The organism is Phytohabitans rumicis, assembly GCF_011764445.1.
In the GTDB taxonomy this organism is placed as follows: Bacteria; Actinomycetota; Actinomycetes; order Mycobacteriales; family Micromonosporaceae; genus Phytohabitans; species Phytohabitans rumicis.
The window spans coordinates 1,789,010-1,815,263 of sequence record NZ_BLPG01000001.1 but is presented as its reverse complement, the minus strand read 5'-3'; the positions used below and the strand labels follow the sequence as shown (position 1 = coordinate 1,815,263).

The 26,254-nt window shown below is 72.5% G+C and carries 21 protein-coding genes and 2 pseudogenes; 14 read left to right on the top strand and 9 right to left on the bottom strand.

Annotation, left to right across the window (positions count from 1 at the left end):
• Position 1: 1 nt before the first annotated feature.
• Genes Prum_RS07535 through Prum_RS07520 form a run of 4 tightly spaced genes read right to left on the bottom strand, consistent with a single transcriptional unit; the run spans position 2 to position 3,940 of the window.
• The gene (locus Prum_RS07535; protein ID WP_246277724.1) at positions 2-292 is read right to left on the bottom strand and encodes a phosphopantetheine-binding protein; all 291 of its coding nucleotides are present in this window, start codon (positions 290-292) and stop codon (positions 2-4) included.
• 2 nt (positions 293-294) lie between these two features.
• The gene (locus Prum_RS07530) at positions 295-1,224 is read right to left on the bottom strand and encodes a 3-oxoacyl-[acyl-carrier-protein] synthase III C-terminal domain-containing protein (RefSeq protein WP_173075124.1); all 930 of its coding nucleotides are present in this window, start codon (positions 1,222-1,224) and stop codon (positions 295-297) included.
• Positions 1,221-2,570, bottom strand: coding sequence for a condensation domain-containing protein (locus tag Prum_RS07525; RefSeq protein WP_173075122.1), 1,350 nt, complete (start codon positions 2,568-2,570; stop codon positions 1,221-1,223). The genes Prum_RS07530 and Prum_RS07525 overlap by 4 nt, the downstream gene beginning before the upstream one ends.
• The gene (locus tag Prum_RS07520; protein WP_173075120.1) at positions 2,567-3,940 is read right to left on the bottom strand and encodes a condensation domain-containing protein; all 1,374 of its coding nucleotides are present in this window, start codon (positions 3,938-3,940) and stop codon (positions 2,567-2,569) included. Before Prum_RS07520 ends, Prum_RS07525 begins: the two co-directional genes overlap by 4 nt.
• Positions 3,941-4,056: 116 nt before the next feature.
• Here Prum_RS07520 and Prum_RS07515 point away from each other — a divergent pair, with 116 nt between their 5' ends.
• The 11 genes and pseudogenes from Prum_RS07515 to Prum_RS07465 all read left to right on the top strand — a co-directional run bounded on the left by Prum_RS07515 (position 4,057) and on the right by Prum_RS07465 (position 15,538).
• Positions 4,057-4,812 carry an ABC transporter permease gene (locus tag Prum_RS07515; RefSeq protein WP_173075118.1) on the top strand — a complete coding sequence of 252 codons (756 nt, stop codon included), beginning with the start codon at positions 4,057-4,059 and terminating at the stop codon, positions 4,810-4,812.
• 9 nt (positions 4,813-4,821) lie between these two features.
• Positions 4,822-6,465: a class I adenylate-forming enzyme family protein gene (locus tag Prum_RS07510; protein ID WP_173075116.1), complete on the top strand. Its 1,644-nt coding sequence runs from the start codon at positions 4,822-4,824 to the stop codon at positions 6,463-6,465.
• 185 nt (positions 6,466-6,650) lie between these two features.
• The gene (locus Prum_RS07505; RefSeq protein WP_281368862.1) at positions 6,651-7,616 is read left to right on the top strand and encodes an AfsR/SARP family transcriptional regulator; all 966 of its coding nucleotides are present in this window, start codon (positions 6,651-6,653) and stop codon (positions 7,614-7,616) included.
• 250 nt (positions 7,617-7,866) lie between these two features.
• On the top strand, positions 7,867-9,279 hold the full coding sequence (locus Prum_RS07500; protein WP_173075114.1) for a class I adenylate-forming enzyme family protein: 1,413 nt from the start codon (positions 7,867-7,869) through the stop codon (positions 9,277-9,279).
• Between the two features lie 16 nt (positions 9,280-9,295).
• Entirely contained in the window at positions 9,296-9,562 is a 267-nt protein-coding gene (locus tag Prum_RS07495) for an acyl carrier protein (RefSeq protein WP_173075112.1), read from the top strand.
• Positions 9,559-10,818: a beta-ketoacyl-[acyl-carrier-protein] synthase family protein gene (locus tag Prum_RS07490; protein WP_173075110.1), complete on the top strand. Its 1,260-nt coding sequence runs from the start codon at positions 9,559-9,561 to the stop codon at positions 10,816-10,818. The genes Prum_RS07495 and Prum_RS07490 overlap by 4 nt, the downstream gene beginning before the upstream one ends.
• Positions 10,809-11,879 (top strand): 4-hydroxyphenylpyruvate dioxygenase, encoded by a 1,071-nt coding sequence (gene hppD / locus Prum_RS07485; protein WP_173075108.1) that lies wholly within the window; start codon positions 10,809-10,811, stop codon positions 11,877-11,879. Before Prum_RS07490 ends, hppD begins: the two co-directional genes overlap by 10 nt.
• A gap of 11 nt (positions 11,880-11,890) precedes the next feature.
• The gene (locus Prum_RS07480; protein ID WP_173075106.1) at positions 11,891-12,784 is read left to right on the top strand and encodes a phytanoyl-CoA dioxygenase family protein; all 894 of its coding nucleotides are present in this window, start codon (positions 11,891-11,893) and stop codon (positions 12,782-12,784) included.
• 18 nt (positions 12,785-12,802) lie between these two features.
• Positions 12,803-13,591, top strand: coding sequence for a DUF3050 domain-containing protein (locus Prum_RS07475; RefSeq protein ID WP_173075104.1), 789 nt, complete (start codon positions 12,803-12,805; stop codon positions 13,589-13,591).
• Between the two features lie 12 nt (positions 13,592-13,603).
• A complete protein-coding gene (locus tag Prum_RS07470) occupies positions 13,604-14,572 on the top strand; it encodes a thiamine pyrophosphate-dependent dehydrogenase E1 component subunit alpha (RefSeq protein WP_173075102.1) in 969 nt (322 codons plus the stop codon).
• Positions 14,565-15,538: pseudogene (locus Prum_RS07465) on the top strand (alpha-ketoacid dehydrogenase subunit beta). Before Prum_RS07470 ends, Prum_RS07465 begins: the two are co-directional and overlap by 8 nt.
• Before the next feature lie 50 nt (positions 15,539-15,588).
• Here Prum_RS07465 and Prum_RS07460 read toward each other — a convergent pair.
• Complete coding sequence (locus Prum_RS07460) at positions 15,589-16,737, bottom strand: glycosyltransferase (RefSeq protein ID WP_173075098.1); 1,149 nt, start codon at positions 16,735-16,737, stop codon at positions 15,589-15,591.
• Entirely contained in the window at positions 16,734-16,973 is a 240-nt protein-coding gene (locus Prum_RS07455) for a phosphopantetheine-binding protein (RefSeq protein WP_173075095.1), read from the bottom strand. The genes Prum_RS07460 and Prum_RS07455 overlap by 4 nt, the downstream gene beginning before the upstream one ends.
• Positions 16,974-17,088: 115 nt before the next feature.
• Here Prum_RS07455 and Prum_RS07450 point away from each other — a divergent pair, with 115 nt between their 5' ends.
• The gene (locus Prum_RS07450) at positions 17,089-18,042 is read left to right on the top strand and encodes an ATP-binding cassette domain-containing protein (RefSeq protein WP_173075093.1); all 954 of its coding nucleotides are present in this window, start codon (positions 17,089-17,091) and stop codon (positions 18,040-18,042) included.
• Between the two features lie 5 nt (positions 18,043-18,047).
• Here Prum_RS07450 and Prum_RS07445 read toward each other — a convergent pair whose 3' ends face one another.
• Positions 18,048-18,491 (bottom strand): 4'-phosphopantetheinyl transferase family protein, encoded by a 444-nt coding sequence (locus Prum_RS07445; RefSeq protein ID WP_246277722.1) that lies wholly within the window; start codon positions 18,489-18,491, stop codon positions 18,048-18,050.
• A complete protein-coding gene (locus Prum_RS51130; RefSeq protein ID WP_246277721.1) occupies positions 18,488-18,706 on the bottom strand; it encodes a hypothetical protein in 219 nt (72 codons plus the stop codon). Before Prum_RS51130 ends, Prum_RS07445 begins: the two co-directional genes overlap by 4 nt.
• Positions 18,707-18,779: 73 nt before the next feature.
• Here Prum_RS51130 and Prum_RS07440 point away from each other — a divergent pair.
• Together Prum_RS07440 and Prum_RS07435 are read left to right on the top strand one after the other, a co-directional pair.
• Positions 18,780-19,852, top strand: a pseudogene (locus tag Prum_RS07440) (alpha-hydroxy acid oxidase).
• 51 nt (positions 19,853-19,903) lie between these two features.
• Complete coding sequence (locus Prum_RS07435; RefSeq protein ID WP_173075091.1) at positions 19,904-25,087, top strand: tetratricopeptide repeat protein; 5,184 nt, start codon at positions 19,904-19,906, stop codon at positions 25,085-25,087.
• On the opposite strand, the gene Prum_RS07430 is transcribed toward Prum_RS07435, so the two are convergent.
• Positions 25,084-26,241, bottom strand: a complete 1,158-nt coding sequence (locus Prum_RS07430) for a right-handed parallel beta-helix repeat-containing protein (protein WP_246277719.1) — start codon at positions 26,239-26,241, stop codon at positions 25,084-25,086. The genes Prum_RS07435 and Prum_RS07430 overlap by 4 nt on opposite strands.
• Positions 26,242-26,254: the final 13 nt, after the last annotated feature.

The window sequence follows — 26,254 nt, the reverse complement described above, 5'->3', positions numbered from 1 at the left end:
GTCACCCGGCCGGCATCAGGTGCTTGACGACGAAGTCGGCGAGCGTGCCGATCGTCGCGAAGTCCTCCCGGTCGATGTCTTCGACGTCGATCTGGATCTCCAGGCTGTCCTCCAGCTCGAGCATCAGCTCCAGCGAGCTGGACGAGCTCATGCCCAGGTCTTCCATGAGGCGGGTCTGCTCCGAGGCGTCCGGCATCTCCCGCCGCAGCACCCGCGGCAGGAGCGCCTGGATGGTGCTCACGACTTGCGGCCGGAGGTCCGTGTCGAGCTGCTCCATGGTGCCCAGTCCCATCACTAGTGTTCGAAAACCATCGCCGAGAACGTGGCGCCGCGCCCGGCTCCCGCGGCGGCGACGAGGTAGCGGTCGCCCGGGTGTAGCAGTCCCCGCGCGTGGGCGGTCGTGTAGTTGACGAACGCGTCGGCGCAGAAGACGTGCGCGGTCAGTGGCACGTTGTCCAGCAGCACCCGGGCCACCGGGTAGCCGATCCGCCGGCACAGCCGTTGCCAGGCCACGAGGTTGACGTTGTGCGGCAGGATCAGCGCGAGGTCGGCGAGGTCGAGGCCGGCCCGGTCGACGGCCGCCAGGATCGCGTCGGCCAGCGACGAGTGGTATTCCTCCTGGAACTTCGCCGTGTCGTCGGACAGTTCGTCGTCGAACTCGCCGCGCTGGTTGGCGGCGTAGGACAGCAGCCGGTCCCGCGGTCCTGAGTGCTGGATCAGGCAGGCGGAGGCGCCCTCGCCGAAGATGGAGGTCTCCGGTACGAGTTGGGCGTCCCGGGTGAACGCCTTCTCGCCGGCCAGCACCAGCGCGTACGCGTCGGGGTCGGGGTCGCTGGCCAGCAGGCGGCCGGCGACGTCGATGGCGAGCAGGCCGGTGGCGCAGGCGTGGTGGGTGACCGTGAACGCCACGGCTTGGTCGAGGCCGAGCAGCCGGCACAGGGCGTGCAGGGGGTTGAGCGGGTACGGCACGACGACCGGGAAGGTGCGCGCGTACAGCACGTACCGCACGCGGTGCTCCTGGCCGCGCAGTGCGTCCAGGTTGGACACGGCGGCCAGGAGCAGGTCGAGCGGGGTGGCGTCGGGGTCGCGGCAGACGTCGGAGAGCATGTGGAAGCGCCGGAACAGGCGTACCTGCATGGGGGTCAGGTCGAGCCCGTCGGCCAGCTCCTCGATCGGCACCCGCCGGTCCGGCAGGTACGTCGCGACGGCGGCCAGCGCGGTCATGTGGTCCGCCGGACGCGGGTCGTGGCCGCCGGGTCGAGGGCGGCCTCGACCGCGACCTGTTCCATGCCGCGCAGGCACGCCTCCAGGTGGGCCGGCGAGACGAAGTGCGTGTCGCCGTTGATGGTGAGGGCCATGGTGTCGGGCACGTCTTCGATGTGGACGAAGAGGCGTTCCCACGGGTCCTCCTGCCGCCGTCCCCAGGCGAACGTGCTGTGCGGCAGCGCGGCCCGGATCTGGTCGGTGGTGGGCAGCGGCCCGGCGGCCCGGTCGCGGACCTCCAGCCGGCGGTCGTTGAAGTAGCAGGCGATGTCGAGGTCCGCGCCGCGCTCCCGGCCGACGCGGGCGACGAGGTCGTCCACTTGGGACGGGTCGTAGTAGGCGTTTTTGTACGTGGCGAGCACCCGGCGCGCGGCGAGCCGGACCGCGTCGTCGACGGTGCTGTCGGCGACGTCGATCGCGCACAGGCTGCTCTGGTTGACCGGGCTGACCGACTCGGCGAGGCCGGGCCGGAAGCGGTTGCCCACCACGACCTGGACGACGACGGGGTTGATGCCGGTGAGCCGGGCGAGGGAGACCGCGAAGAGCGCCAGCAGCAGCGGTGAGGCGTCCACTTTGGTGCGTTCGGCGATGACCTGGAGCGCGAGGTGGGCGGCGGGGGAGCGGAAGTAGCCCTCCCAGTGCCGCGGGCGCTGGTGGTCGGTGGAGCCGGCGAAGCGCTCCGGCGTGACGGTGCGCAGCAGCCCTTCCCAGTGCCGCAGGGCGGCGGCCGTTTGCCGCTGCCCGGCCGGTGACTGCTGCCAGCGGACCTGCTCCAGCGGTGGGGTGCCGATCGGGGGCAGGTCCTTGCCGGCCCGGCGGGCGGCCAGTTCGTCGAGCATTACCAGGCCGCCCATGGCGTCGATGACCAGGTGGCACAGGACGAGGACGAGGTGGGTGGCCGCGCCGCGGTGCCGGACGATGGCCGCCTTGACCGGCCAGTCGGCGACGAAGTCGTGGTCGCCGGCCCAGTAGCGTTGCCGTACCTGCTCGGCGGCCGCGTCGGGGTCGGCTCCGTCGGCCGCGTCGACGATCTCCACGCTCAGCTCTCCGGCGGCCGCGACGACCTGCCGGGTGTGGCCGTCCGGGTCGTGGCGCAGCCGGGTGCGCATGGTCGGGTAGCGGCTGACGCAGAACCGGATGTCGTCGACCGCGTCGTCCACTGTGGTGCCCGGCGGGAGCGGCAGCGCGTACCCGATCGGAAGCCACCAGTTCTGCCGCACCATCGCGGACCAGATCTCGCGCTGGCCCCAGGCGAGGGCGGCGACGCCGCCGCCGTCGCCCTCGAACGGGACGGTGACGTGCGTCATGACACACCCGCCGCGGCCGGGATCCGGGTGGACGCCTTGGGGTTGAAGGCCGCCGCGACGGCCAGCGTCTCCATGCCGCGGACGAGTGCCTCCATGTCGGCCGGCGACACGTGGTGGGTGTCGGCGAACATCTCCAGGTCAAGGGTGTCCGGCTCGTCGTTGATGGTGGCGAAGAGCCGTTCGACGGGCTTGTCCTGGCTGTCCCAACGGATCCGGCTCAGCGATACGGCGGCGGCCAGCTCGTCCGGGGCCGGCGGCGGTGCGGCGGTCAGGTCGCGGGTGAGTAGCCGGCGGTCGTTGAAGAAGCACGACAGGTCCAGCTCCTCGCCGCGCTCGTGGCTGACCCGCTCGACCAGCTCGTCCAGGCGTGCCGGGTCGTAGTAGGCGTACCGGTAGGCGGCGACGGAGCGGCGTTCGACGCGGGCGAGGGCGTCGTCGAAGGTCGTGTCCGGCAGGTCGACCACGCACAGGCCGGTGTGGGTGATGGGGCTGACCGCGTCGCTGAGGCCGCGCCGGAAGCGGTTGTTGGCCACCACCCGGGTCACCACGGGGCTGGCGCCGGTGACCCGGCCGAGCGCGACGACGAATAGCGCGAGCAGGATCGTGGTGGGGTCCACTGTGGTGCGTGCCCGGATCGCGCGGACGGCGAGCAGCGTGGCGGGGGAGTCGAGGTTGACCCGCCAGTAGCGGGGGTTCCGGGGGTCGGCGGAGCCGGGGAAGCGCCGGGCCGGGATCTCCCGCAGCACCGAGTCCCACCGGCGCAGCACCGCGGCGAGCTCGCGCTGGCCGGCCGGGGAGCGCTGCCATCGGGCCTGCTCCATCGGCTGCATCGCGGTGATCGGGGGTGCCGGCTTGCGGCCGTACACGAGGTCGCGGTCGGCGAGCTCGCGCAGGGCGGCCAGGGCGCCGAAGCCGTCGGTGACCAGGTGGCACAGGACGGCGATGTGGTGGGTGAGGACGCCGCGGTGCCGGACGACGGCCACCCGGATGGGCCAGTCGTTGACGAAGTCGTAGTCGCTGTTCCAGTACCGCTGGTGGACCTGGTCGGCCACCTCGGCGGGGTCGGCGTCGTCGTCGGCGTCGACCACCTCCAGCGCGGTCTCGCCGGCGGCGACGACCACCTGACGGGTATGGCCGTCGGGGTCGTGCCGCAGCCGGGTGCGCATCGATTGGTACCGCCCCATCATGAAGCGCAGGTCGGCGACGGCGTCCTCCAGGGTGGTGCCGGGCGCGATGGGCACGGCGTACCCCATCGGCATCCAGGTGAGCTGGCGCCGCATCGCCTGCCACATCTCGCGCTGGCCCCACGACAGCTCTTCGACGCCGCTGCCGTCGCCTTCGAACCGGACGGGAATCCGCTGGCTCTTCATCGGCAGGAGTTTATGTCGACGGCGCTCAATTACCGGTGGAGCCGCGTGCGCAGCAAGGCTTGACTCCCGGTCAAGGCGCTTGTTGCGGGTCCGCGCAGGGCCATAACCTGCCATCCGTGAAACTCGCCCGCGATACGTGGCTGGTCTTCCAGCAACAGATCACGCTGCTGCTGCGCAGCCGTACCTGGCTCATCTTCGGTCTCGCCCAGCCGGTCATCTACCTCGTGCTCTTCGCGCCGATGCTCAAGCCGGCATTGGACGTCGACAGCTACGCCGACGCCTACCGGGTCTACATTCCGGGCCTGCTGGTCGTGATGTCGCTTTACGGCGGGCTGTTCACCGGCTTCGGCCTGCTCGCCGAGCTGCGCGCCGGGGTCATCGAGCGGGCCCGGGTGACGCCGGTGAGCCGCTCGGCCCTGTTGCTGGGGCGGGCGCTGCGCGACGTCGCCTCGCTGCTGGTCCAGTCCGCCATCATCATGGTGATCGCGGCGCCGCTGGGGCTGCGGGTCGGACCCCTGGACCTGGCGCTGGCGTTCCTGCTGCTGTCGCTGATCGCGCTGATGACGACCGCGATCTCGTACACCGTGACGCTGATCGTACGCAACGAGGGTGCGCTCGGCCCGGTGATGAACTCGGTGGCGCAGCCGGTCTCGTTGCTGGCCGGGGTGCTGTTGCCGATCGTCCTGGCGCCGGTGTGGATCCAGAACGTCGCCGAATGGAACCCCTTCTACTGGGCCACGAACGGCATGCGGGCCCTCTTCGACGGCCGCGTCGGCGACGCGTCGGTGTGGCAGGGCCTGATCGGGGTCACCGCGCTGGCCGCCGTCACCATCGCCTGGTCCACCCGCCTTTTTGCCCGCACGGTGCGATAGGAGCAGTCAATGAGCATTCGAGCCACCCTCGCCGCCGACCCCGAGCTGGGCGCGGGCAACGTGCTGCTGAAGCTGGCCGAGCACGGCGCCGACCCGGACGGGCCGGGCGTCACGTTCGACACCGATGTGGACGGTCGCCCCGCGTACGAGCCGCTGTCGTTGGGGGTGCTGGGCGAGCGGGTGGCCGCGCGGGCCGCCTGGCTGTACGAGCACGGCGTGCGCCCGCGCGACCCGGTCGCCGTGTACGTCACCTCGGCGGCCGACGTGTTCCTGAACTTCTTCGCCCTGGTGCGCATCGGCGCGATCCCGGCACTGATGAACGGCAACATGCCCGGCGAGATCGCGGTGGGCTTCGTACGGCGGCTGCGCGCGGTCCGGGTGCTGGTGGACGCGGCGCACCGGCCCGCGCTGGCCGGGGCGGACCTCGACGGCGCGACCCTGGTCGACGTCGCCGAGACCGGCGGCGGGGATCCGGCCGGGGCGCCGGAGCACTACCGGCACCACGCCGACGACCCGGTCGCCATCACGCACTCGTCCGGCACCACCCGGGTGCCGGCGGCGGTGGTGCACTCGCACAGCAGCCTGTTCGCGGCGATCCGCCGGGTACGGCTGACCGAGCCGCGGCCGAGCGGCGCGGTGCGTGAGCTGTCCGTGCTGCCGGCGGCGCACGCGGCCGGCATCATCACGTTCAACCAGGCGCTGTGCAACCGGTACGAGTTGCTGTTCCTGTCCGCACAAGGTGGACAGTTCAGCGGCAGCGGGGAGGCGGTGCTGGACGCGATCGAGCGGTGGCGGCCGACCGGCGTGTTCGGGTTCGCGGTGACCTGGGCCGAGCTGGCCCGCTTCGATCTGAGCACGCGCGACCTCGCCTCGGTCAAGGTGTGGTTCAACACCGGCGACTCGGCGCACGAGTCGCACATCCGGCGGCTGGTCGCGGCCGGCAGCCACCAGCGGTTCACATCGGACGGTCCGGTGACGGTGCCCGGGTCCCGCTTCATCGACGGCATCGGCTCCACCGAGATGGGGCACTCGGCGTTCCACATCACACACACGCTGGACAGCGACCGGTACGGCCGGTGCGTCGGCAAGCCGTACCCCTTTGCGGAGATAGCGCTGCTCGACCTGGACACCGGCGCGGAGGTCCCGGTCGGCGCGGTCGGGCATGTGGGGTTGAAGTCGCCGACGCTGGCGCCGGGGTACTGGAACGACTCGGTCACCACGTACCGCACCCGGTTCCGCGGCTGGTACCTGACGGGGGATCTGATGTACCGGGACGCGGAAGGCTTCTACTACCACGTGGACCGGGCGGTCGACGCGGTCGACCTGGGCGGCGGGCAGTGGCTCTACACCGCGCTGACCGAGGAGCGGATCCTGATGCGCTGCCCGGACGTGCGCGACTGCACCGTCGTCGCCGGCGTGGAGGGCGGCGCGGTGCTGACCGACGTGCTGCTGATGCTGGACGCCGGCGCGGACCCGGACGTGGACCGGACGGACGCCGTGCGGGACGCGCTGGGCGCGCCGGCGGCGGCGACGCTGCGGCGGGTGGTCGCGGTGCCGGAGGCTGACATCGTGGTGGGCCCAACCGGTAAGGTGCGCAAGTTCCTCATGCGCCAGCGGCACCTGGCTGGTACGGGCGCGGCGAATCAGGGGTGATTTTTCACAGGTAAGCGTCAATACTCTGGAAGAGTTCCAGCATGACGACGACCAATGAGGGGACGGGTTAAATCCGGACAAGGTAGCGGATCGCCGTAGAGTCGGGAGCGCTCCCACTGTCCGGGGATCTCCGCTTGTACGGTGGCGTGCCGGGTTGCGCACAAGTTCATCGATCAGCCAAACAAATGACGCCCACCTATCGGGACAGGGGCCTGCCGGCACTGGCAGGAACGTGCCCCATCTCGGGTAGATTGCTGATCATCCCAAGCGTGCGCACCTTTCCCTCGGAGGTCCTAGTCAATGTCATATCTAATGGGGAGGGGCCTGGAAATCAGGGTCCTTGGACCATTGACGCTCACCTGTGGAGTTTCGCCGGCGACCCCACCGCGCCCAAGCCTCGCTCCGTGCTGTCCCTGCTGCTGTTACAGGCCAACCAGACCGTGCCGGTGTCCGCCCTCATCCAGGAGCTCTGGGGCCACGAGCCCCCGGCCAGCGCCCTGACCACGCTGCAGACCTACGTGCTGCACCTGCGCAAGCTGTTCAGCGCGGCGCTGTCCGTCCCGGCGTCCGAGGTCGCCAAGAGCGTCCTCGTCACGACGCCGGGCGGATACCTCTTCCGCAGCGCCTCCGACGAATTCGACCTGGAGCGGTACGAGCGGCTCTCCGCGGAGGGCCGCCACGCGCTCGCGACCGGCCAGAACGCGGCCGCGGCCGAGCGCTTGATGCAGGCCCAGGACCTGTGGCGCGGCCCCGCGCTGACCGACGTGCGGGCCGGGCCGCTGCTGCAGCCGCAGATCAAGCGGCTGGAAGAGTCCCGGCTGACCACCGTCGAGCAGGGCATCGAGGCGCGCCTGCGGCTGGGCCGCCACCAGGAGGTGCTCTCCGACCTGGCCGGGATGATGGCCGAGCACCGGCTGCACGAGAACCTGCACGCCCAGTTCATGGTGGCCCTGCACCGCAGCGGCCGCCGGCAGGAGGCGCTGCGGGTGTTCCAGCAGCTGCGCGCCACGATGACCGAGGAGCTCGGGCTGGAGCCCTCCAAGCGGCTACACCTGCTGCAGCAGGCCATCCTCAGCGACGACCCCGCGCTCGAGGTGGCCCCGCGCACCGACGGCCTGGCGCAGCTGCTCGACCAGCTCACCGTCCGATAGAAATGGCTAACGACCGCGTCGACTATCGCTAGAAATCGCCTCGCAAAAGAGTCACTAACACCTTTAGTAATCCTGCCGCCAACGATGTCAGCCACGTTTCCGCAGCTTGGGAAGGCATGCCGGAGGCCGCTTAGTCGACGACCGTCTTCAGTCGCCGCCGGGGCGGCCTTTTGGCACGGTTGACCGTCCAAAATTGCGCTGTTAGCGTTCCCCCGACTTAGTCGATCACGCGATTTTGTTTGGGGCACGTGTGCATAATTGCGCGCCGGCCGTCGAACCTTTTGACGGGGAATGGGTCGACAGCTATTTGCTCGCCGGGCGGGACGCCGACGTCTGGCTCCGGCTCGACGAGCCCATCACCCGCGCCGCCCTGCGCGCCCAGGTCGCCGCCCGCGCCGCCGCGCTGACCGCCGCCGGACTGCGGCCCGGTGGCGCGGTCGCCCTGCGCCTGCCGCCGAGTCTGGCGTACGTCGTGAGCCTGCTCGCCGCGTGGCGGGTGGGCGCCCAGGTGTCGCTGCTGGACCACCGGCTCACCCAGCACGAGGTGGACACGGCGCTGGCCCGGATCGCCCCGCAGCTGGTGCTGTCCACACCGGATGGTGCGGTCCCGCTGCGCGGCCACACCATCGCCGAGCCGGTGACGTCGCCGTACCCGGGGGTGCCGGCCCGCACCGAGCACGCGCTGCTGCAGCTCAGCTCCGGCTCGACCGGACCGTCCAAGGTGGTCGGCCGTACGGCGGCCAGCCTGGTCGCCGAGGTCGAGCGCTACCAGCTCATCGACGGCGTGCCGCGCACCGGCGAGCGGGTGATCCTGCTGGCCTCGATGGTGCACGTGCTGGGCCTGGTCGGCGGCCTGCTCTACGGGCTGCACAACGGCGTCCAGCTGGTGCTGCCGCGGATGCTGTCCACCGGCGCGATCCTGGACGCGCTCGCCACCGGCCCCGAGCCGGCCACCGTCCTCGGCGTGCCGTTCCACATCGAGTTCCTCGCCGCGGCCGACCGGGCCCGGCGGCTGCCGCAGCTGAAGCGGATGACGGTCGGCGGCGAGCTGGTACGCCCCGCGGTGCGGGAGGCGTTCGCGGCGCGCTGGTCGGCGCCGCTGGGAAACATGTACGGCATGACGGAGGCCGGCGTCATCGCGACCGACCTGTTTGGACACCACCGGCCCGCGCTGGAGCCCGCCCCCGGCATGTCGGTACGGGAGGAGGCCGGCCAGATCCTGCTCGCCACCGCGCGCAGCCCGTACGTCGGCCTGTCCGACGCGAGCCGGTGGGTGGACGGCTGGCTGCGCACCAAGGACGCCGGCACCGTCGACCCGGCGACCGGGCTGGTGACGATCCAGGGCCGGCTCGACTCGCAGGTCTCGGTCGGCGGGCTCAAGGTCGACCTGACCGAGGTCGAGCAGACCATCGCCGGGCTGCCCGGTGTGGTCGAGGTGGTCGTCGCCCACGACGGCGCCATCGAGGCGTTCGTGGTGCTCGACGAGCCGGTCGGCCTGCCCGCCCTCAAGGAGGCGCTGGCCGGGCGGCTCGCCGCGTACAAGCGCCCGCGCCGGATCACCCTCGTGGCCCGGCTGCCCCGCACGTCGAGCGGCAAGCTCGTCCGCAGCATCCCCGCCCTGCGGTCGGCCGCAAGGCCACCACAGGCACAACCAACCGCGTGAAAGGAGGGCGCTGCCGATGTCCGCACAAGTAGTCGCGTTCACCATCGAGGCACTGCGCCAGATGAACTTCGACGTCGATGGCGCCGACGCCGACACCGTGTTCGGCCCGGCCGGAGTCGACCTGGACTCCCTCGCCGTCGCCGAGCTGGCCCTGCGCGTCGAGGACGCGTACGGCGTCAAGTTCGGCGAGGAGGACATGGAGCGGCTGGCCATCATGACCCTCGGCGAGTTGGCCGCCGACGTCGTCGTGCGCTCGCCCGCCCTGGACGGCGCGTCCACGTGAGACCCGGCGCCCGGAGCGCCACGGTCACCGGGATCGGAGTGCTCACCCCGTTCGGCGCGGACGCGGCGGGGTTCTTCGACGCCCTGTGCGCCGGCCGGTCCGGTCTGCGGACGCCGCCCGGCGGCCATCCGGTGGCCGGGATCCTGGACGCGGCGGGCTTGGCACCGGACGTCGACCCGGCGCGCGTGCTGCCCCCGTCGGAGGCGCGCCGGGTCGACCGCTTCGTGGTGCTGGCCATGGCCGCCGCCGACGCGGCCCTCGCCGACGCCGGCATCCAGGTCGGCCGGGACGTCGACCCGGCCCGGACCGCCGTGGTGCTGGCCAACGCGTTCGGCGGGCTGGCCACGTTCGAGGCGGAGGTGCTGGCCCGCCGGGAGCAGGGGCGCACGGCGGTCACCCCGTACCTGCTGGCCGCGATGCTGCCCAACATGGCGACCGCCCGGATCGCCATCAAGCACGGCGTCCGCGGGTACAGCTCGACCATCTCGACCGCGTGCGCGTCCGGCGGGTACGCGGTGGCGGAGGCGCTGCGGCTGATCCGGGAAGGGCTGGCCGACGTGGTGGTGTGCGGCGGTGCCGAGGCGCCGCTGCTGCCGACCGCCGCGACCACGTTCCTGAACTCCCGCGCGCTGGCCGGCGGCTGGGCCGACCCGACCGAGGCGAGCCGGCCGTTCGACCGGCGGCGCAACGGGTTCGTGCTCGGCGAGGGCGCCGGGGTGCTGGTGGTGGAGCGGGTCGAGCACGCCCGCGCGCGGGGCCGCCCCGGCTACGCCGAGGTCGCCGGCTGGGGCGTCGCCACCGACGCGTACCACCCGACGGCGCCGCGAAAGGACGGCACCGGCGCGGCCGACGCGATGCGGCTGGCGCTGGCCGACGCGGGCGTCGGCCCCGAGGACGTCGGCTACGTCAACGCCCACGGCACCGGCACCAAACTCGGCGACGCCGCCGAGGCCCGGGCGATCCGCGCCGTGTTCGGCGACCACGCGCCGGCGGTCAGCTCCATCAAGGGCGGCACCGGGCACCTGCTCGCCGCGGCGGGCGCGGTCGAGGCCGCCGCCACCGCGATGGCGCTGCGCGAGGGTGTGCTGCCGCCGACCGTCAACCTGGACGACCCCGACCCCGAGTGCGAACTGGACCACGTCCGCAAGTCGGCGAGGGAGGCCGACGCCGGTGTCGCGCTGTCCAACTCGTTCGCGTTCGGGGGGCACAACATCAGCCTCGTTTTGAAGGGCACCGGAGGTCCATCATGGACGTGACGACCGTCGACCACGTCGAGTTCTACGTCGGCGACGCGGAGCAGACCGCCCGCTTCCTGTGCGACGCGTTCGGCTTCCGCTGCATCGGCCAGGGTGGGCCGAGCACCGGCCTGGCCGACCAGCGCTCGCTCCTGCTCGGCCAGGGCCACATCCGGCTGCTGGTCACCTCGGGCACCGCCGCCAGCCACCCGGCATCCCGGTACGTGCGGCGGCACGGCGACGGCGTGGCGCGGGTGGCCCTGCGAACGGCCGACGCGGCGGCGGCGTACGCCGAGGCGGTGGGCCGCGGCGCGACCCCGGTGGCCGAGCCGCGGGCCTGGCGGCGCGACGACGCCGTGGTGCTGACCGCCGCGGTGGGCGGTCCGGGAGGGCTGGCGCACACGCTCGTCGAGCGGCGCGGGCCCGAGGGCGCGTTCCTACCCGGCGGGATCGAGCTGCTGCCGCCCGAGCCGGAGTCCGCCGACGACCGGCTGGACATCGTGGACCACGCCGCGCTGTGCGTGCCGGCCGACCAGCTGGTGCCCACGGTGCGCTTCTACGAGCGGGTGTTCGGTTTCCGGGACATCTTCCAGGAGCGGGTCGAGGTCGGCGAGCAGGCGATGGACTCCACCGTCGTGCAGAGCGAGTCGCGGGAGGTCACGTTCACCATCGTCGCCCCCGATCCGGCGTGCCGGCCGGGGCAGCTGGACGACTTCCTGCGCGCCAACGACGGCGGCGGGGTGCAGCACCTCGCGCTCAGCACGGCCGACATCACCGAGGCGGTGGCCGTGTTCGGCGCCCGGGGCGTGCGGTTCCTGAAGACGCCGGACAGCTACTACGACGCCATCGAGGGCCGGCTGGGCCACATCGGACGGTCGGTCGGCGCGCTGCGGGCCGGCAGCGTCCTGGTGGACCGCGACCACTGGGGCGAGATGTTCCAGATCTTCACCGAGTCGCCGTTCGAGCGGCGCACGTTCTTCTTCGAGCTGATCGAGCGGCACGGGGCGCAGACGTTCGGCAGCAACAACATCAAGGCCCTGTACGAGGCGAAGGAGCGCTCGCGCGCCGGCGCGGACGCCTGAAGGGACGTGACATGACCACGGTCGCCGACATCGATCCGGCGCTGCTGCCGTCCGACGACGACGTGCGGGGGTACGAGGAGCACGGCTGGTACCTGTCGCGGAAGCTGCTCACCGACGCGGAGGTGGACGCGCTGGCCACCGCGAGCGAGGGGTTCTACGCCGGTGCGCGCAGCCGCCGGCTGGGCAAGCGGCCGCCGACGCTGGCGTACTGGGAGCCGTCGCACGGCACGGTGCAGCGGCACAACGACTACGTCCACTACGAGAGCGACGCGATCGCCGCCATCCTGCGCAAGCAGATCATCGGTGCGGTCGCGGCGCGGCTGGCCCGGGCGGCCGAGATCCGCCTGTTCCAGTCCACGCTCATCTACAAGCCGCCGCGGCCGGAGGAGCCGACCAACCTGGTGCCGTGGCACTTCGACCGGCACTACTGGCAGACGTGTACGTCCGACCGGATGCTCACCGCGTTCATCCCGTTTCACGACTGCGGCGAGGAGATGGGCACCATCACGATGGTGGACGGCAGTCACGTGTGGACGGAGTTCGGCGGGGACGACAACACCACCCGGCACTTCGCCCACCGCGACGCGGCCGAGCTGGAGCAGTTGGTGCACGACAACGCCAAGCACAACGGCGCCGAGGTGCGCAAGGTGCCGATGGTCATCCCCAAGGGACACATGAGCTTCCACCACTGCCGCACGTACCACGGCAGCGGGGCGAACCGGTCCGGCAGCCCGCGCCGGGCCATCTCGCTGCACCTGCAGGACGGCGACAACCGCTACCGGGTCCGCTCGCTGTCCGACGGTACGCCCGTGACGTACAACCACGACCACCTGGTGCGCCGGACCCCCGCCGGCACACCCGACTACAGCGACCCCGAGTTCTGCCCCGTGCTCTGGCGGTCTTGACAGGAAGGTGAGGTTCGCATGTCCCGGTACGACTGGGGTCAGACGCACCCCGGCATCACCCGGCTGGAGGCCGCCGTCGACGCGGCGCGCAGCCGGGTCGTCACCCACCCGCTGTACGCCAACCTCGACACGCACCAGGCCATCGTCACCTTCATGGAGCACCACGTCTTCGCGGTGTGGGACTTCATGTCGCTGCTCAAGTCGTTGCAGCGCAACCTCACCTGCGTACGGGTGCCGTGGGTGCCGACCGGCCCGGCCGGCAGCCGGCGGCTGATCAACGACATCGTGCTGGTCGAGGAGAGTGACGAGCTGCGCGGCGGGTTCATCAGCCACTTCGAGCTGTACGTCGCCGGGATGGCCGAGGCGGGCGCGGACACGTCGCGGGTCACCACGTTCATCGACCTGGTGCGCTCCGGCGTACACGTCAAGCCGGCCCTGACCGACGCGGCGGTGCCGGGACCGGCGGCCGAGTTCGTGCGGACGACGTGGGGGTTCATCGACACCGCGCCGGTGCACTGCCAGGCGGCCGCGTTCGCGTTCGGCCGGGAGGACCTCATCCCGGACATGTTCACCCAGGTGATCGCGGTCAAGGAGCGCGGCGGCCCGCTGGAGATGTTCGTGGACTATCTGGCCCGGCACATCGAGGTGGACGGCGAGGAGCACACCCCGATGGCGATGCAGATGGTCACCGACCTGTGCGGCGACAGCGAGGTGAAGTGGCAGGAGTGCGCCGACACGGTCAACCTGGCACTGTCCGCGCGGTACGCGTTCTGGGACGGCATCCTGGCCGCCATCAAGGCCAGGTAGGGGGAGTCGCGCATGCGCCCCTCCGCCGAGGGCCTGTACCGGACGATCCGGCTGATCCGCCGCTTCGAGGAGCGCGCGATCGAGCTGGTCAGGTCCGGCGACATCGGCAGCGGCATCCACCCCTGCATCGGCCAGGAGGCCGTCGCCGCCGGGGTGTGCGCCGCGCTGCGCGCCGACGACGTCCTGCTGAGCAACCACCGCGGCCACGGGCACCTGCTGGCCAAGGGCAGCGACCCGGCGCGGTTCATGGCCGAGCTGACCGGGCGGGTGACCGGCATCGACCGCGGCCGGGCCGGCTCGTTCCACCCGTCCGACTTCGCCGCCGGCGTCTACGGCGCCAGCGGCACGGTCGGGCACGGCGCCGCCATCGCGGCCGGGGTGGCCTGGGCGCTGGCGCAGGACGGCGGCGACCGGATCGCGGTCAGCGTCTTCGGCGACGGCGCGGTGACCCAGGGGGCGCTGCTGGAGTCGTTCAACCTGGCGTCGCTGTGGCGGGTGCCGGTGGTGTTCGTGTGCGAGAACAACGGGTACGCCACCACGCTGCCGGCAGCGGCGGGCATCGCTGGCACGGTCGTCGGCCGGGCCGCCGCCTTCGACATCCCCGGGTCCACAGTGGACGGACAGGATCCGGACGTGGTGTACGACGCGATGGCTCGTTGCGTAGCCCGCGCGAGGGCCGGGGACGGACCGTCGCTCGTGGAGTTCCTCACCTACCGGTACGAGGGGCACCACACGTTCGAGCGGAAGGTGCGGCTGCAGTACCGGGATCCGCAGGAGGCGTCGCACTGGCCGGATCCGCTGGCGATCCAGTCCGAGCGGGTCCCCGAGGCGGTACGGGAAACGATCGACGCGGAGGTCGAGGCGGTGCTGGACGAGGCGGTGCGGTTCGCGCTGGACAGCCCGCGGCCGGACCCGCTGGACGCGTTCGACCACCTGTACGCCACCGGAATGCGGGTCAGGGCGGGAGTTTCGCATGCCTAAGCTGTCGTACACGAAGGCGCTCAACAAGGCGCTGACCGACGAGATGGAGCGCGACCCGGCGGTGTTCGTGCTCGGCGAGGACATCAAGTTCGCCCTCAACAACGTCACCACCGGGCTGCTGGACCGCTTCGGCCCGCAGCGGGTGCTGGAGACGCCGCTGTCCGAGCAGGGCTTCACCAACTTCGCCACCGGCGCGGCGATGGCCGGCCGCCGTCCCGTGGTGGAGTACCAGATCCCGTTCCTGCTGCTACTGGTGCTAGAGCAGATCGCCAACCAGGCCAACAAGTTCGCGCTGATGAGCGGCGGGCAGGTCGCGGTGCCCGTGACGTACTTGTTGCCCGGCACGGGCTGGCGGCCGGGCTGGGGCGCGCAGCACTCCGACCAGCCGTACAGCGTCTTCGCGCACCTGGGCGTCAAGACCGTGATCCCGGCGACCCCCACCGACGCGTACGGCCTGTTCACCACCGCGATCCGCGACGACGACCCGGTGGTGGTGTTCTGTCCCATGCCGGCACTCGGCATCCGTGAGGAGGTGTCCTATGTGGATCTGGTGCCGGTGCCGCTGGGCGTGGGGCGGGTGTGCCGCCCCGGCACCGACGTGACCGTGGTGGCGATCGGCCACCTGGTGCACGAGGCCCTCGCCGTGGCCGACGAGCTGTCCGGCGAGCTGTCGGTGGAGGTGTTCGACCCGCGCACGCTCTACCCGTTCGACTGGGCCGGGCTGGCCGCGTCGCTGGAGCGTACCGGCCGGCTCGTGGTCTTCGACGACTCCAACCGCCACTGCGGCATCGGCGCCGAGATCCTGGCCACCGCCGCCGAGGAGATGCCCCTGATCGCGCCGCCCAAGCGGGTGACCCGCCCGGACGGCGCGGTAGTGGTCGGCTGCTCGCCCGAGTTGGACCGCGCCGTCCAACCCACCCGCCCCAACTGCTGGCAGCCATCCAGGCTGTCACCAAGCCCCGGTGATCATGAGGTTGTCGTCGCGGTAGAGATCATCTACGCGGATAACTTCATGATCACCGGTCGGACGTGGCGCCGGACGTGGCCAGGGCGATCAGGTGGGTGGCGGCGGCTGGGGCGCCGCCGGCCTCCGTGAAGGAACTGGCCAGGCCGGTGGCCGCGGTGCGGTAGGCCGGGTCGTCTAGCACGGTGGCGAGCGCGTCGCGCAGTTCCTCTGCGCTGGAGCGGCCGAACCGGACCCGGACGCCGGCGCCGGCCGCGGCGACCCGGTTGGCCACCATCGGCTGGTCGTGCTTGATGGGCGCGATCACCAGGGGCACGCCGTGGGCCAGCATCTCGCTGACCGTGTTCATGCCGCCGTGGCAGACCGCCGCGGACAGGCGCGACATCAAGGCCAGGAACGGCACCCGCGGCGCGACGATGGTCTGCGGCGGCGGGTCGGGCACCGCGTCGGGCGGCGCCGTGACGATCGCCTGGACCCGGTCGCCCAGCATGCGCAGCGCACCGGCCATCCGCGGATAGAACTCGCGGGCCAGGTCGTCGGCGAGCGTGCCCATGGTGACCACGACCTGGTGCTTGGTCCCGTCCAGTGCTTCCCACGGGAAGTCGGGCTCGGGCCGGCCGGTGAGCACCGGTCCGACCAGCACGGTGTGCTCCGGCAACTCCTCGTGGCCGAAGAGTTCCCGGGTGGTGAGCAGGATCTGCAGATACGGCGAGAAGCGCGGGTCGTCAGGCCCGTCGGCGGACAGGCTCGCCGCCGTGGTCCGGATCCACGCGTCCACTTTGGGCAGATGGCGGAACGGGCGGCTCAGCTCCAGCATCTGCGGCGCGAGCGACGCCCAGCGCACCCCGTGCCGGTGGGCGGCCACCGCACCGGCCGGCGCGACCTGGTCGACGACCACCACGTCCGGCTCGAACGCCAGCACCGCCTTTTCCACCGCGGGCAGGGTGAACCGGGCGTACGGCATGAGGAAGCCCTCCCACACCGACTTGATCGCCCGCAGGCCGCGGTCACGCTGCCCCCGGTACGGCCGCATCCCGGTCCCGTAGATCATCACCGTCTCGTCGCCCAGCATCCGCCGCAGCGTCGTCTCCGGCCCCGCCCAGGCCACGTCGTGCCCCTGGTCGGCGAGCGCCCGCGCCACCGCCCCGGCCGGGTTGACGTGCCCCGCCACCGGCGGCACCACGAACAAGAACTTGCTCACGAGGTCACCAGCCCGGCGATGTCGCCGACGGTCAGCTCGATGAGCTCGTCGATGTCGAGCCCGGCCAGATACGCCGGCAGGTCCACGCCGTACCGGGCGCGCAGCGCACCCCCGAGCGCGGCCAGCTCGACGCTCTCCAGCCCCAGATCGTCCTCAAGCCTGGTGGCCCGCGTGACGGCCACGCTCTCGCCGGTGATCTCGCGCAGCAGCGCCGCCACCACAACCAACGAGTCCATAGTGGTATGACGGTAACCCGTTGCGGGGCCTCGTGGCGGCGGCTCCAGCGGCCCTGGACGCATCCTCTATCCGCGCCCAATCGGCACCGGAGCGGCGGCGAATACAGTCAGGTCCGTGATTGTCACCAAAGGGCTGCGCAAGTCCTTCCGGTCCAAGCGGCGCCGCCGCACCGAGGTCGTCGAGGCCGTCCGCGGCGTCGACCTCGACGTGGCCGAGGGCGAGATCTTCGGATTCCTCGGCCCGAACGGCGCCGGAAAAACCACCACGCTGCAGATGCTCGCCACGCTGGTGGAGCCGGACGACGGCGAGGCCACGGTCGCCGGCGCCGACCTGCGTAAGGACCCGGCGGAGGTGCGCCAGCGGGTCGGCTACGTCGCCCAGGGCGGCAGCACCTGGGACGAGTCCACCGCGCGCGAGGAACTGGTGCTGCACGCCCGCATGTACGGGCTGAGCAAGGCCGAGGCGCGCCGCCGGGCCGCCGACGCGCTGGAGGCGTTCGAGCTGACCGAGTACGCCGACCGGCCGTGCAAGACGTACTCGGGCGGCCAGCGGCGCCGGGTCGACATCGCGCTGGGCATCATCCACCGTCCCCGGCTGGTGTTCCTGGACGAGCCGACCACCGGGCTGGACCCGCAAAGCCGCGCCCACATGTGGGAGGAGATCCGCCGGCTGCGCGCGGACGGGATGACGATCTTCCTCACCACGCACTATCTGGACGAGGCCGACGCGCTCTGCGACCGGATCGCCATCATCGACCACGGCGAGATCGTGGCCGGCGGCGCGCCGGACCAGATGAAACGCGAGATCACCGGGGACGTGCTGGTGGTCGGCCTCAACGGAGCCACCCCGCGGGCCGCCGCCCTGCTGGACGGCCAGGCGTACGTGCGCAAGCTGGAGACCATCGAGGACGGCCTGCGCCTGTACGTGGACGACGGCGCCACCGCCATCCCGCAGGTGATGCGGGCACTGGACGGGGCCCGCCTGGACCTGGACTCGATCCAGCTGCACCGACCCAGCCTCGACGACGTCTTCCTGGCCAAGACCGGTCGGTCGCTGCGGGAGTCGTGATCCGCCTACCCGTCCCACCAGCGGGTGGTCAGGCGCATCGCGGCGGCACCGCACAACGCGACGGCGGCCCGGTAGCCGGCCGGCACCGGCACCCGCGCCACCCGGTACGGGCCGCCACCGAGCTTCCCGCTCGGATCCCGCACGAGCCGGCGGCCGTGGACGGCCAGCGGCATCCCCTGCGCCAGCTTGCCGCCGGCCGCCTTCACACACGCCTCCTTGCGGGCCCACAGGTCGACGAAGCGGTCGACCCGCTCGGCCGGGTCGGCGCCGCCGGCGACGTGGGCGACCTCGGCGTCGGGGAAGTACCGTGCGGACATGGCGAGGACGTCGGTGCCGGGCGGGTGCCGCTGCACGTCCACGCCGACCGCGCGGCCGGCGCTCACCGCCACCGCGGCCAGGTCGCCGGAGTGCGACAGATTCACGTGTACGCCGGTCCACGCGCCGGTCAACTCGGGCTTGCCATGCCGGCCGTACGCCCAGCGCAGCTGCTCGGGGGCGCCCCCAGGTGGCCGCCGATGACCACCCGGGCGGCGCCGTGCGCGACGACGAACCGGAGGCGGTCGGGCTGGGCCAGCGCGGCGGCGCGCCGACGCTCGTCCGCGTCCAGCACCGCGTCCAGGCGCGCGAACGCGCCGGACGGCAGGTCCGACCGGATCAACCACACGTGTACGTCGTCGACGGTCCGACGGTACCGGGTCCCGCTGGAAAATCACTGAGGAGCCACTGTGGACACCTTCCTGACGGTCGAGGAGTACGAAGCGGCGGCCCGCGACCGGCTGCCCGCCGACGTGTGGGGCTACGTGTACGGCGGCAGCGGCGCCGAGCTGACCCTGCGCGCCAACCGGGCCGCATTCGAGCGGCTGGCGCTGCGCCCCCGGTTCCTGGTCGACGTGTCCCGCTGCGACCCGGCCACCACGCTGTTCGGCGCCCGGCTCAGCACGCCGATCGGGGTGGCGCCGATGGCGTTCCACCGGCTCGTGCACGCGGACGGGGAAGTGGCGACGGCGCGTGCCGCCGGCGCGGCCGGCCAACTCCTGGTCGTCAGCATCTTCGCCAGCCGCAGCCTGGAGGACATCGCGGCCGCCGCGGCGGGTCCACTGTGGCTGCAGCTGTACTGGCTACGCCGGCGCGCGGTCGTGATCGACCTGGTCCGGCGCGCCGAGGCGGCCGGGTACGGCGCGCTCGTGCTCACCGTCGACACGCCCCGGCTCGGCCGGCGGCTGCGGGACGTGCGCGCCGGGTTCGCCGTGCCGGCGGACGTCACGGCGGTCAACCTCGACGCGGCGGTGACGGCCGGCACGCACCACGCCGCGGACGGCGTCTCCGCCCTGGAGGCGCACTCCCGCGCCGAGTTCGACCAGACACTGAGCTGGGCCGACCTGGCCTGGCTGTGCGGTCAGACAGCCCTGCCGGTGCTGGTCAAGGGGCTGCTGACCGCCGAGGACGCGGAGCGGGCGCTGGCCCACGGCGCCGCCGGGATCGTGGTGTCCAACCACGGCGGCCGGCAGCTGGACGGCGCGGTGGCCAGCGTCGACGCGCTCGCCGAGGTGGTGGCCGCGGCCGCCGGGCGGTGCCCGGTGCTGCTCGACAGCGGGGTCCGCACCGGCGCCGACGTGCTCAAGGCGCTGGCCCTGGGCGCGAGCGCGGTCCTGGTCGGGCGGCCGGTGCTGTGGGGCCTGGCATGCGGCGGGCCGACGGCGCGCGGGACGTGCTGGGGCTGCTGGCCGCCGAGCTGGCGGACGCGATGGTGCTGTCCGGCCGGCCGCGGCTCGCCGACGTGGACGCTACCCTGATCCACAACAGCCACTGACAGATTGTTTACAACGGACACCTCGCGCTCCGTTGTTAGCATGGTCACTCGGTGGAGGGTTGTGGCCAGGCAAAAGCGCAGCATGGGGACGTCTTCCGGCGCCGCCGGGAAGACCTCTTCGTCGGGCGCCAAGCGGAGATCTCGCTGTTTCGCGACAGCCTGCGGCCGCTGGACACCCGCGACGTCATCATCAACATCTGGGGCGTCGGCGGCGTCGGCAAGACCTGGCTGACGCAGCGACTGATGCGCGAGGCCGCCGCGCTGCCGGCCCAGTGCGCGTACACCGACGGTGGCGCCGCGGACCTGCTGCAGGCCATGACGGCGATGGCCAGCCAGCTCGGCAAGGACGCCGCGATGCGGCGCTTCGAGGGCCGGCTGCGCGACTACCACACCCACCGGCAGCGGCTGGAGGCCGATCCGAAGGCGCCGGACGGGTCCGCCGCGTTCTTCACCCGGACGGTGCTGCGGATCGGGCTGGGCGCCGCGCAGACAATTCCGGTGGTCGGCGCGGTGTCGACCGCCGTCGACCCGGCCGCGCTGAGCGACCAGGTGACCCGGTGGGCGTCGTTCGTGGCCGGCATGGTGCGCAACAAGGACGACGCCCGGCTGATCAACTCGCCGATCGACGTGCTCACCCCGCTGTTCCTGGAAGGGCTGGACAACTGCGCCGACCGCGGGCCGGTGGTGCTGTGCTTCGACACGTTCGAGCAGACGCACTACTTCCTGGAGTCGTGGCTGCTGCGCGTGATCGAGGACGTGCCCGACAACCTCACCCTCGTGATCGCCGGCCGCAGCCGCCTGGACCCCAACCGGTGGGGTCCGTACGAGGCCGGCCTGCGCCGGGTGGAGCTGCGCCCGTTCACCGCCGACGAGGTGGGCGACTACCTGCGGCGTACCGGGGTGGCGCAGGACACGGAGCGGGACCGGGTCATGGCGCTGACCGGCGGGCTGCCGCTGCTGCTGCAGATGATCGCCCCCAGCCAGGCCGGCGCCCTGACCAGCGCGGACGACATGACCGGCCGGGCGGTCGACCGGTTCCTGATGTGGGAGGTGGACCCGGAGCGGCAGCAGCTGACCATCGATGCGGCGCTGCCGCGCTACTTCGACATCGACGTGCTCGCCGCGCTGCGCCCGGATCAGCCGGATGCCGCCGCGCAGACGCTGCGGTGGCTGAGCGCGATGCCGTTCGTCAGTGAGCATCCGGTACGCGGCTGGCAGTACCACGACGTGGTCCGTGCCGTGATGGTGCGCCGCAAGCGGCAGCAGTCACCCGAGGGGTGGACGCGGGCGCACACCCAGCTGGCCGACTTCTACGCCCGCCGGCGCGCGATGCTGCACGGGGAGAGTGGCCACACCTGGAGCGACGAGGCGTGGATCCACGACGCCCAGGCCGAGATCTACCACCGGCTGTGCGCCCGGCCCGCCGCCGCCCTGGCGCAGGCGCTGGAGCAGGTGGTGGGCACGCTGGAGCTGCAGCTGGCGCCGCTGGGCTCGTGGGGTGAGACCTTCGACCGGGCCGCCACCGACGCGGAGTCCGAGCTGCTGGCCCGCTGGGCGGGGAGGCTGCGGGCCGCCGGGGAGAGCCCGGAGGCGCTGGTCGAGTTGCTGACCGAGCTGCTGGACAACGCGGCGCTGTCGCCGGTGGGCCGGGCGGTCGTCGCCGCCGAGCGGGGTGTGATCTACTGCCAGCGCGGTGACCACGACCGGGCCTTGGCCGACATCGACCGGGCCTTCCAGCTGGCCCCCGGCGACGTACGGGTGCGGGCCGCGCGCGGGTTCGTCTACCGCGAGATGGGGCGCTACCGGGAGGCGTTGGCCGAGTACGACGAGGTGGTCAAGGTCCGGCCCGGCACCGACATGCGGGTCCGGCGGGCGGAGACTCTGCGGTTGCTGGGTCAGCTCGACGCCGCGATCGAGGACTTCTCCCGCGCGCTGGTGCTGGAGGCCAACCCGCGCACGTACCGGACCCGCGGCGAGACGTACCAGGAGATCGGCGACTACGAGCGGGCGCTGGCCGATTTTTCGCGCGCCGCCGATCTGGAGCCGGAGAACCCGGATCCGCTGGAGAGCATGGCGGATATCTACTACGAGCTGGGCCGGGCCGCCGATTTGCTCGACCTGTGTGCGCGGTTGCTGCCGTTGCTGCCGGATCGGGCTGGGGTGTATGTGGCGCGCGCCGCCGCGTACACCTGGTTGGAACGCGAACCGGAGGCGAGCGCGGACCTGGACCGGGCGGTGGCGCTGGCCCCGGACGATCCGGAGGTGCTCCTGCACCGGGCGCACCTGGTCCGCCAGCTGGGCCGGTACGCGGACGCCGTGATCGAGTACGACGCGGCGTTGGCCGCGGGCGCCGACGAGTTCGAGGTCTGGGCGAACAGGGGCAACGCGCTGCGCATGGCGGACCGGCCGGAGGAGGCCCTCGCGCACCTGGACCGGGCGCTGGAGCTGAGCGCGGGGCACCCCAAGGTGTTGACCGACCGGGCGCACACGCTGCGCTGGCTGGGGCGGTACGAGGAGGCGGTGAGCGAGTACGAGGCGGCGCTGGCCGCCGGCGGGGACGAGTTCGCGGTGGTGGCGAACCGGGCGCTGGCGTTGGAGGAGCTGGGCCGGCTGGAGGAGGCCCTGGCCGACGATACGCGGGCCCTGGAGCTGCTGCCGGAGCACGCCGGCGTGCTGCTGAGTCGGGCGCATGTGCTGCGCATGCTGGAGCGGTACGAGGAGGCGATCGCCGGGTACGAGGTGGCGTTGGCCGCCGGGGCGGATGCGTTCGCGGTGGTGGCCAACCGGGCCAACGCGTACGGGGCCTTGGGGCGGCTGGAGGAGGCCCTGGCCGACGACACGCGGGCGTTGGAGCTGAGTCCGGGGCACGCGGGCGTGCTGCTGAGCCGGGCGCACGTGTTGCGGCTGCTGGAGCGGTACGCGGACGCGGAGGCCGAGTACGACGCGGCGCTGGCCGCCGGCGCGTACGAGTTCGAGGCGGTGGCGAACAGGGCCGACGTCCGCGAAGCCCTGGGCAAGGACGAGCAGGCGCTGGCCGACCACGACCGGGCGCTGGAGCTGCAGCCGGAGCACGCCGGCGTCCTGGTGGACCGGGCCCACCTGCTGCGGCGGCTGGAGCGGTACGAGGAGGCTCTGCCGGCGTACGGCAAGGCGTTGGCGGCCGGTGCGGACGAGTTCGAGGTGGTGGCCAACCGGGCCATGGCGCTGCGCCACCTCGGCCGGTACGACGAGGCGCTGGCCGATGTCGACCGGGCGCTGGAGCGGGAGCCGGACCACGCCGAGATGCTGTTGCTGCGCGCGCACCTGCTGCGCTGGCTGGACCGCTTCGACGAGGCGGTCGAGGCGTACGACCGGACGGGCGCCGCCGGGGGCGGCGAGTTCCGGGTGGTGGCGAACCGGGCGCTGGCCCTGGACGAGCTGGGCCGGCTGGATGAGGCCCTGGCCGACCTGGATCGGGCGCTGGAGCTGGAGCCGGGGCACGCGAAGGTGACGCTGGACCGGGCGCATGTGCTGCGCCAGCTGCCCCGCCTGGAGGAGGCGGTCGCCGGGTACGACGCGGCGCTGGCCGCCGGGGCGAACGAGTTCGAGACGGTGGCGAACCGGGCGCTGGCGCTGGACCGGCTCGGCCGGCTGGACGAGGCCCTGGCCGACCTGGATCGGGCGCTGGAGCTGGAGCCGGGGCACGCGAAGGTGACGCTGGACCGGGCGCACGTGCTGCTGCAGATCCCGCGGCTGGAGGAGGCGGTCGCCGCGTACGACACGGCGCTCGCGGCCGGCGCGAACGAGTTCGAGGTGCTGGCGAACAGGTCGACCGCCCTGGAGGAGCTGGACCGGCTGCCGGAGGCCCTGGCAGACCTGGACCGGGCGGTGCAGCTCGACCCCCAACACGGCGGGAAACGGTTGCGCCGCGCCCACGTGCTGCGCTGGCTGGACCGGCTGGAGGAGTCGGTGGACGAGTACGGCGCCGCGCTCGCGGCCGGGGCCGGCGAGTTCGCGGTGGTCGCCAACCGGGCCAAGGCGCTGATGGACCTGGGCCGGGCGCAGGAGGCCCTCGCCGACCTGGACCGGGCCTTGGAGTTGGAGGCCGACCACGCCGCGGTGCTGCTGGACCGGGCGCACGTGCTGCAGCGGCTGGAGCGGTACGAGGAGTCGGTCGCCGCGTACGACGCCGCGCTCGCGGCCGGGTCCGGCGAGTTCGACGTGCTGGCCAACCGCGCCGACGCGCTGTCCGGCCTGGACCGGCTGGCGGAGTCGCTGGCCGACCACACCCGGGCGCTGGAGATCGTCCCCGACCACATCGGCGTGTTGATGAGCCGCGGATACGTGCTGTACCGGCTGGAGCGCAACGACGAGGCGGTCGCCGACTACGACCGGGCACTGGCGGCGGGCGCCGACGAATACTGGGTCCGCGCCAACCGCGCACACCCGCTGGAGCTGGCCGGCCGGCCGCTGGACGCCCTGGCCGACCACGACCGGGCGGTCGAGCTGGCGCCGGACCAGGACGACCCGCTGCTGTCGCGGGCTCACCTGCTGCGCCGGCTGGAACGCTACGACGAGGCGATCCGCGATTTCGGTCGGGCCGCCGAGGTGTCCGGCGCCCCGTCGTTGGCGCTGTCCTGGCGGGGCATCGTGCACCGGTGGCTGGGCCGGCTGGACGCGGCCCTGGCCGACTTCGTGGCCGCCCAGGAGGCCGACCCGGGCGAGTGGCACCCGGTGGTGTCACGGGTCGACGTGCTGTTGCTGCTCGGCGAGTACGACGCGGCGCTGGCGGTGACCACCGAGGCCGTGGGCCGGTGGCCGGACGACCCGTCGATGCTCGCCGAGCACGGCCGCGCCCTGCTGCTGCTGGGCCGCACCGACGAGGCCCTGGCCGCCATGGGCGACCTGGCCGACCAGGACGGGGAGTACGGCTGGTGGTCGATGTGGCGCGGGCTGGCCCGCCGGGTCGGCGGCGACCCGGCCGGCGCGGCGGAGGACTTCGCGCGGGCGGTCCAGGTGGGCGCACAGTTGGCCGCCGACCCGGACCAGGGCTGGCCGGCGAACCAGAGCTGGTACCACCTGCTGGCCGGCGACCTCCAGACCGCCGAGCAAGAGCTGCGCCGCGTGCTCGGCGCGGACCGGCGGGCGGGCGTTGTCCCGGTGGCGTGCCGCGAACTGGACCAGATCGCGGCGGTGGCCCCGGACATAGCGGGCCTCGCGACGCTGCGAGACCTGCTACGCCCGGACGCCGGTTAACACCAGTAGAGGTTCGAGTTGCTGCGGGTCACGTTCCGCACGACGTTGGTGCTGCCGGTGCACGGGCTCCACCGGATGTTGGTGTTCGACACGGTCAGGTTCTGGAACGTGATGTTCGACGACGGCGGGAACTCCGTGCGGGCCGCGATCCGCATCTCGCCGCCGCCGGTCACCGTGCCGGACTGGCTGGCGATCGTCACGTTGTAGCAGTTCTCGACCAGGACCGAGTTGTTGCCGGTGTTCGCGATGGTCACCCGGTCGATGACCGCGCCGCCGCTCTCGGACACGCAGAAGATGCCGCGTCCGCCGCCGCGGGCGATGACGTTGCCGACCCGGATGTTGGTCGGGTAGCTGCTGCCGATCCGCCCGTTGCGGTTGGCCATCCGGAACGCCGCGTAGCCGGTGCCGGTGCCGGTGTTCTCCGCGTCGACGGTGCCGATGGTGGCGTTGATGGTGTCGTTGAGCAGCAGCCCGGAGTAGCCGACGTTGCGGGTCGTGACGGTGCCGACGGTCAGCCCGTCCACGCCGTACGTCTCCACGCCCTGGTTGGTCGCGCCCTGGATGTAGACGTTGTCGATGCGGATGTTGCGCACCTTCACCGCGCGGTCCCCGCCGTGGTTGTCGATCCGCACGGCCAGCCCGCCGGACAGCCGCATGTCGATCTGCCCGAGCACCAGGTTGTTGACGTTGCGCATGAAGATGCCGTACAGCGGTGCGCCGCGCACCTGCAGGTAGCGCACCTCGATGTCGCGGGTGCCGCGGGAGTAGATCGGCGCCTGGTCGCCCGAGCCGGAGCCGCTGACGGTGATCGCGCCGCAGACGTCCAGGATCGTGTAGCTGGGCACCGAGATCCTGGATCCAGCACTCATTGTCCCGGAGCCGCGTACGACGACGGACTGCTTCGACGTGCGGCCGGCGGTGAGGCTGTCGAGCGCCGCTTGGACGGCCGCGCGCATGTCGCTGCCCGTGTAGAGGGTCCGGGTGCCGTTGCGTGAGGTCCAGGTGCTGCCGCTGAGCACGGCCTCCGCGTTGAAGGAGCCGTCGCCGCACGCGGCGGCCAGCGCGCTGGGGGCGGTGACCACGGCGCCGGTGGCGGCGAGCGCGCCGACGGCAAGGACGACCATTCCGGTACGCCAACGGTGTCGTGTACTCATCGATGCCTCCTAC

What these genes read in the sequence shown, in the direction of transcription:
- Prum_RS07475 (WP_173075104.1), top strand. Translation starts at nt 12,803, where the DNA reads ATGTCCCGGTACGACTGGGGTCAGACGCACCCCGGCATCACCCGGCTG.
- hppD (WP_173075108.1), top strand. Translation starts at nt 10,809, where the DNA reads ATGGACGTGACGACCGTCGACCACGTCGAGTTCTACGTCGGCGACGCG.
- Prum_RS07470 (WP_173075102.1), top strand. Translation starts at nt 13,604, where the DNA reads ATGCGCCCCTCCGCCGAGGGCCTGTACCGGACGATCCGGCTGATCCGC.
- Prum_RS07495 (WP_173075112.1), top strand. Translation starts at nt 9,296, where the DNA reads ATGTCCGCACAAGTAGTCGCGTTCACCATCGAGGCACTGCGCCAGATG.
- Prum_RS07530 (WP_173075124.1), bottom strand. Translation starts at nt 1,224, where the DNA reads ATGACCGCGCTGGCCGCCGTCGCGACGTACCTGCCGGACCGGCGGGTG.
- Prum_RS07535 (WP_246277724.1), bottom strand. Translation starts at nt 292, where the DNA reads ATGGGACTGGGCACCATGGAGCAGCTCGACACGGACCTCCGGCCGCAA.
- Prum_RS07505 (WP_281368862.1), top strand. Translation starts at nt 6,651, where the DNA reads ATGACGCCCACCTATCGGGACAGGGGCCTGCCGGCACTGGCAGGAACG.
- Prum_RS07455 (WP_173075095.1), bottom strand. Translation starts at nt 16,973, where the DNA reads ATGGACTCGTTGGTTGTGGTGGCGGCGCTGCTGCGCGAGATCACCGGC.
- Prum_RS07480 (WP_173075106.1), top strand. Translation starts at nt 11,891, where the DNA reads ATGACCACGGTCGCCGACATCGATCCGGCGCTGCTGCCGTCCGACGAC.
- Prum_RS07525 (WP_173075122.1), bottom strand. Translation starts at nt 2,570, where the DNA reads ATGACGCACGTCACCGTCCCGTTCGAGGGCGACGGCGGCGGCGTCGCC.
- Prum_RS07510 (WP_173075116.1), top strand. Translation starts at nt 4,822, where the DNA reads ATGAGCATTCGAGCCACCCTCGCCGCCGACCCCGAGCTGGGCGCGGGC.
- Prum_RS07430 (WP_246277719.1), bottom strand. Translation starts at nt 26,241, where the DNA reads ATGAGTACACGACACCGTTGGCGTACCGGAATGGTCGTCCTTGCCGTC.
- Prum_RS07520 (WP_173075120.1), bottom strand. Translation starts at nt 3,940, where the DNA reads ATGAAGAGCCAGCGGATTCCCGTCCGGTTCGAAGGCGACGGCAGCGGC.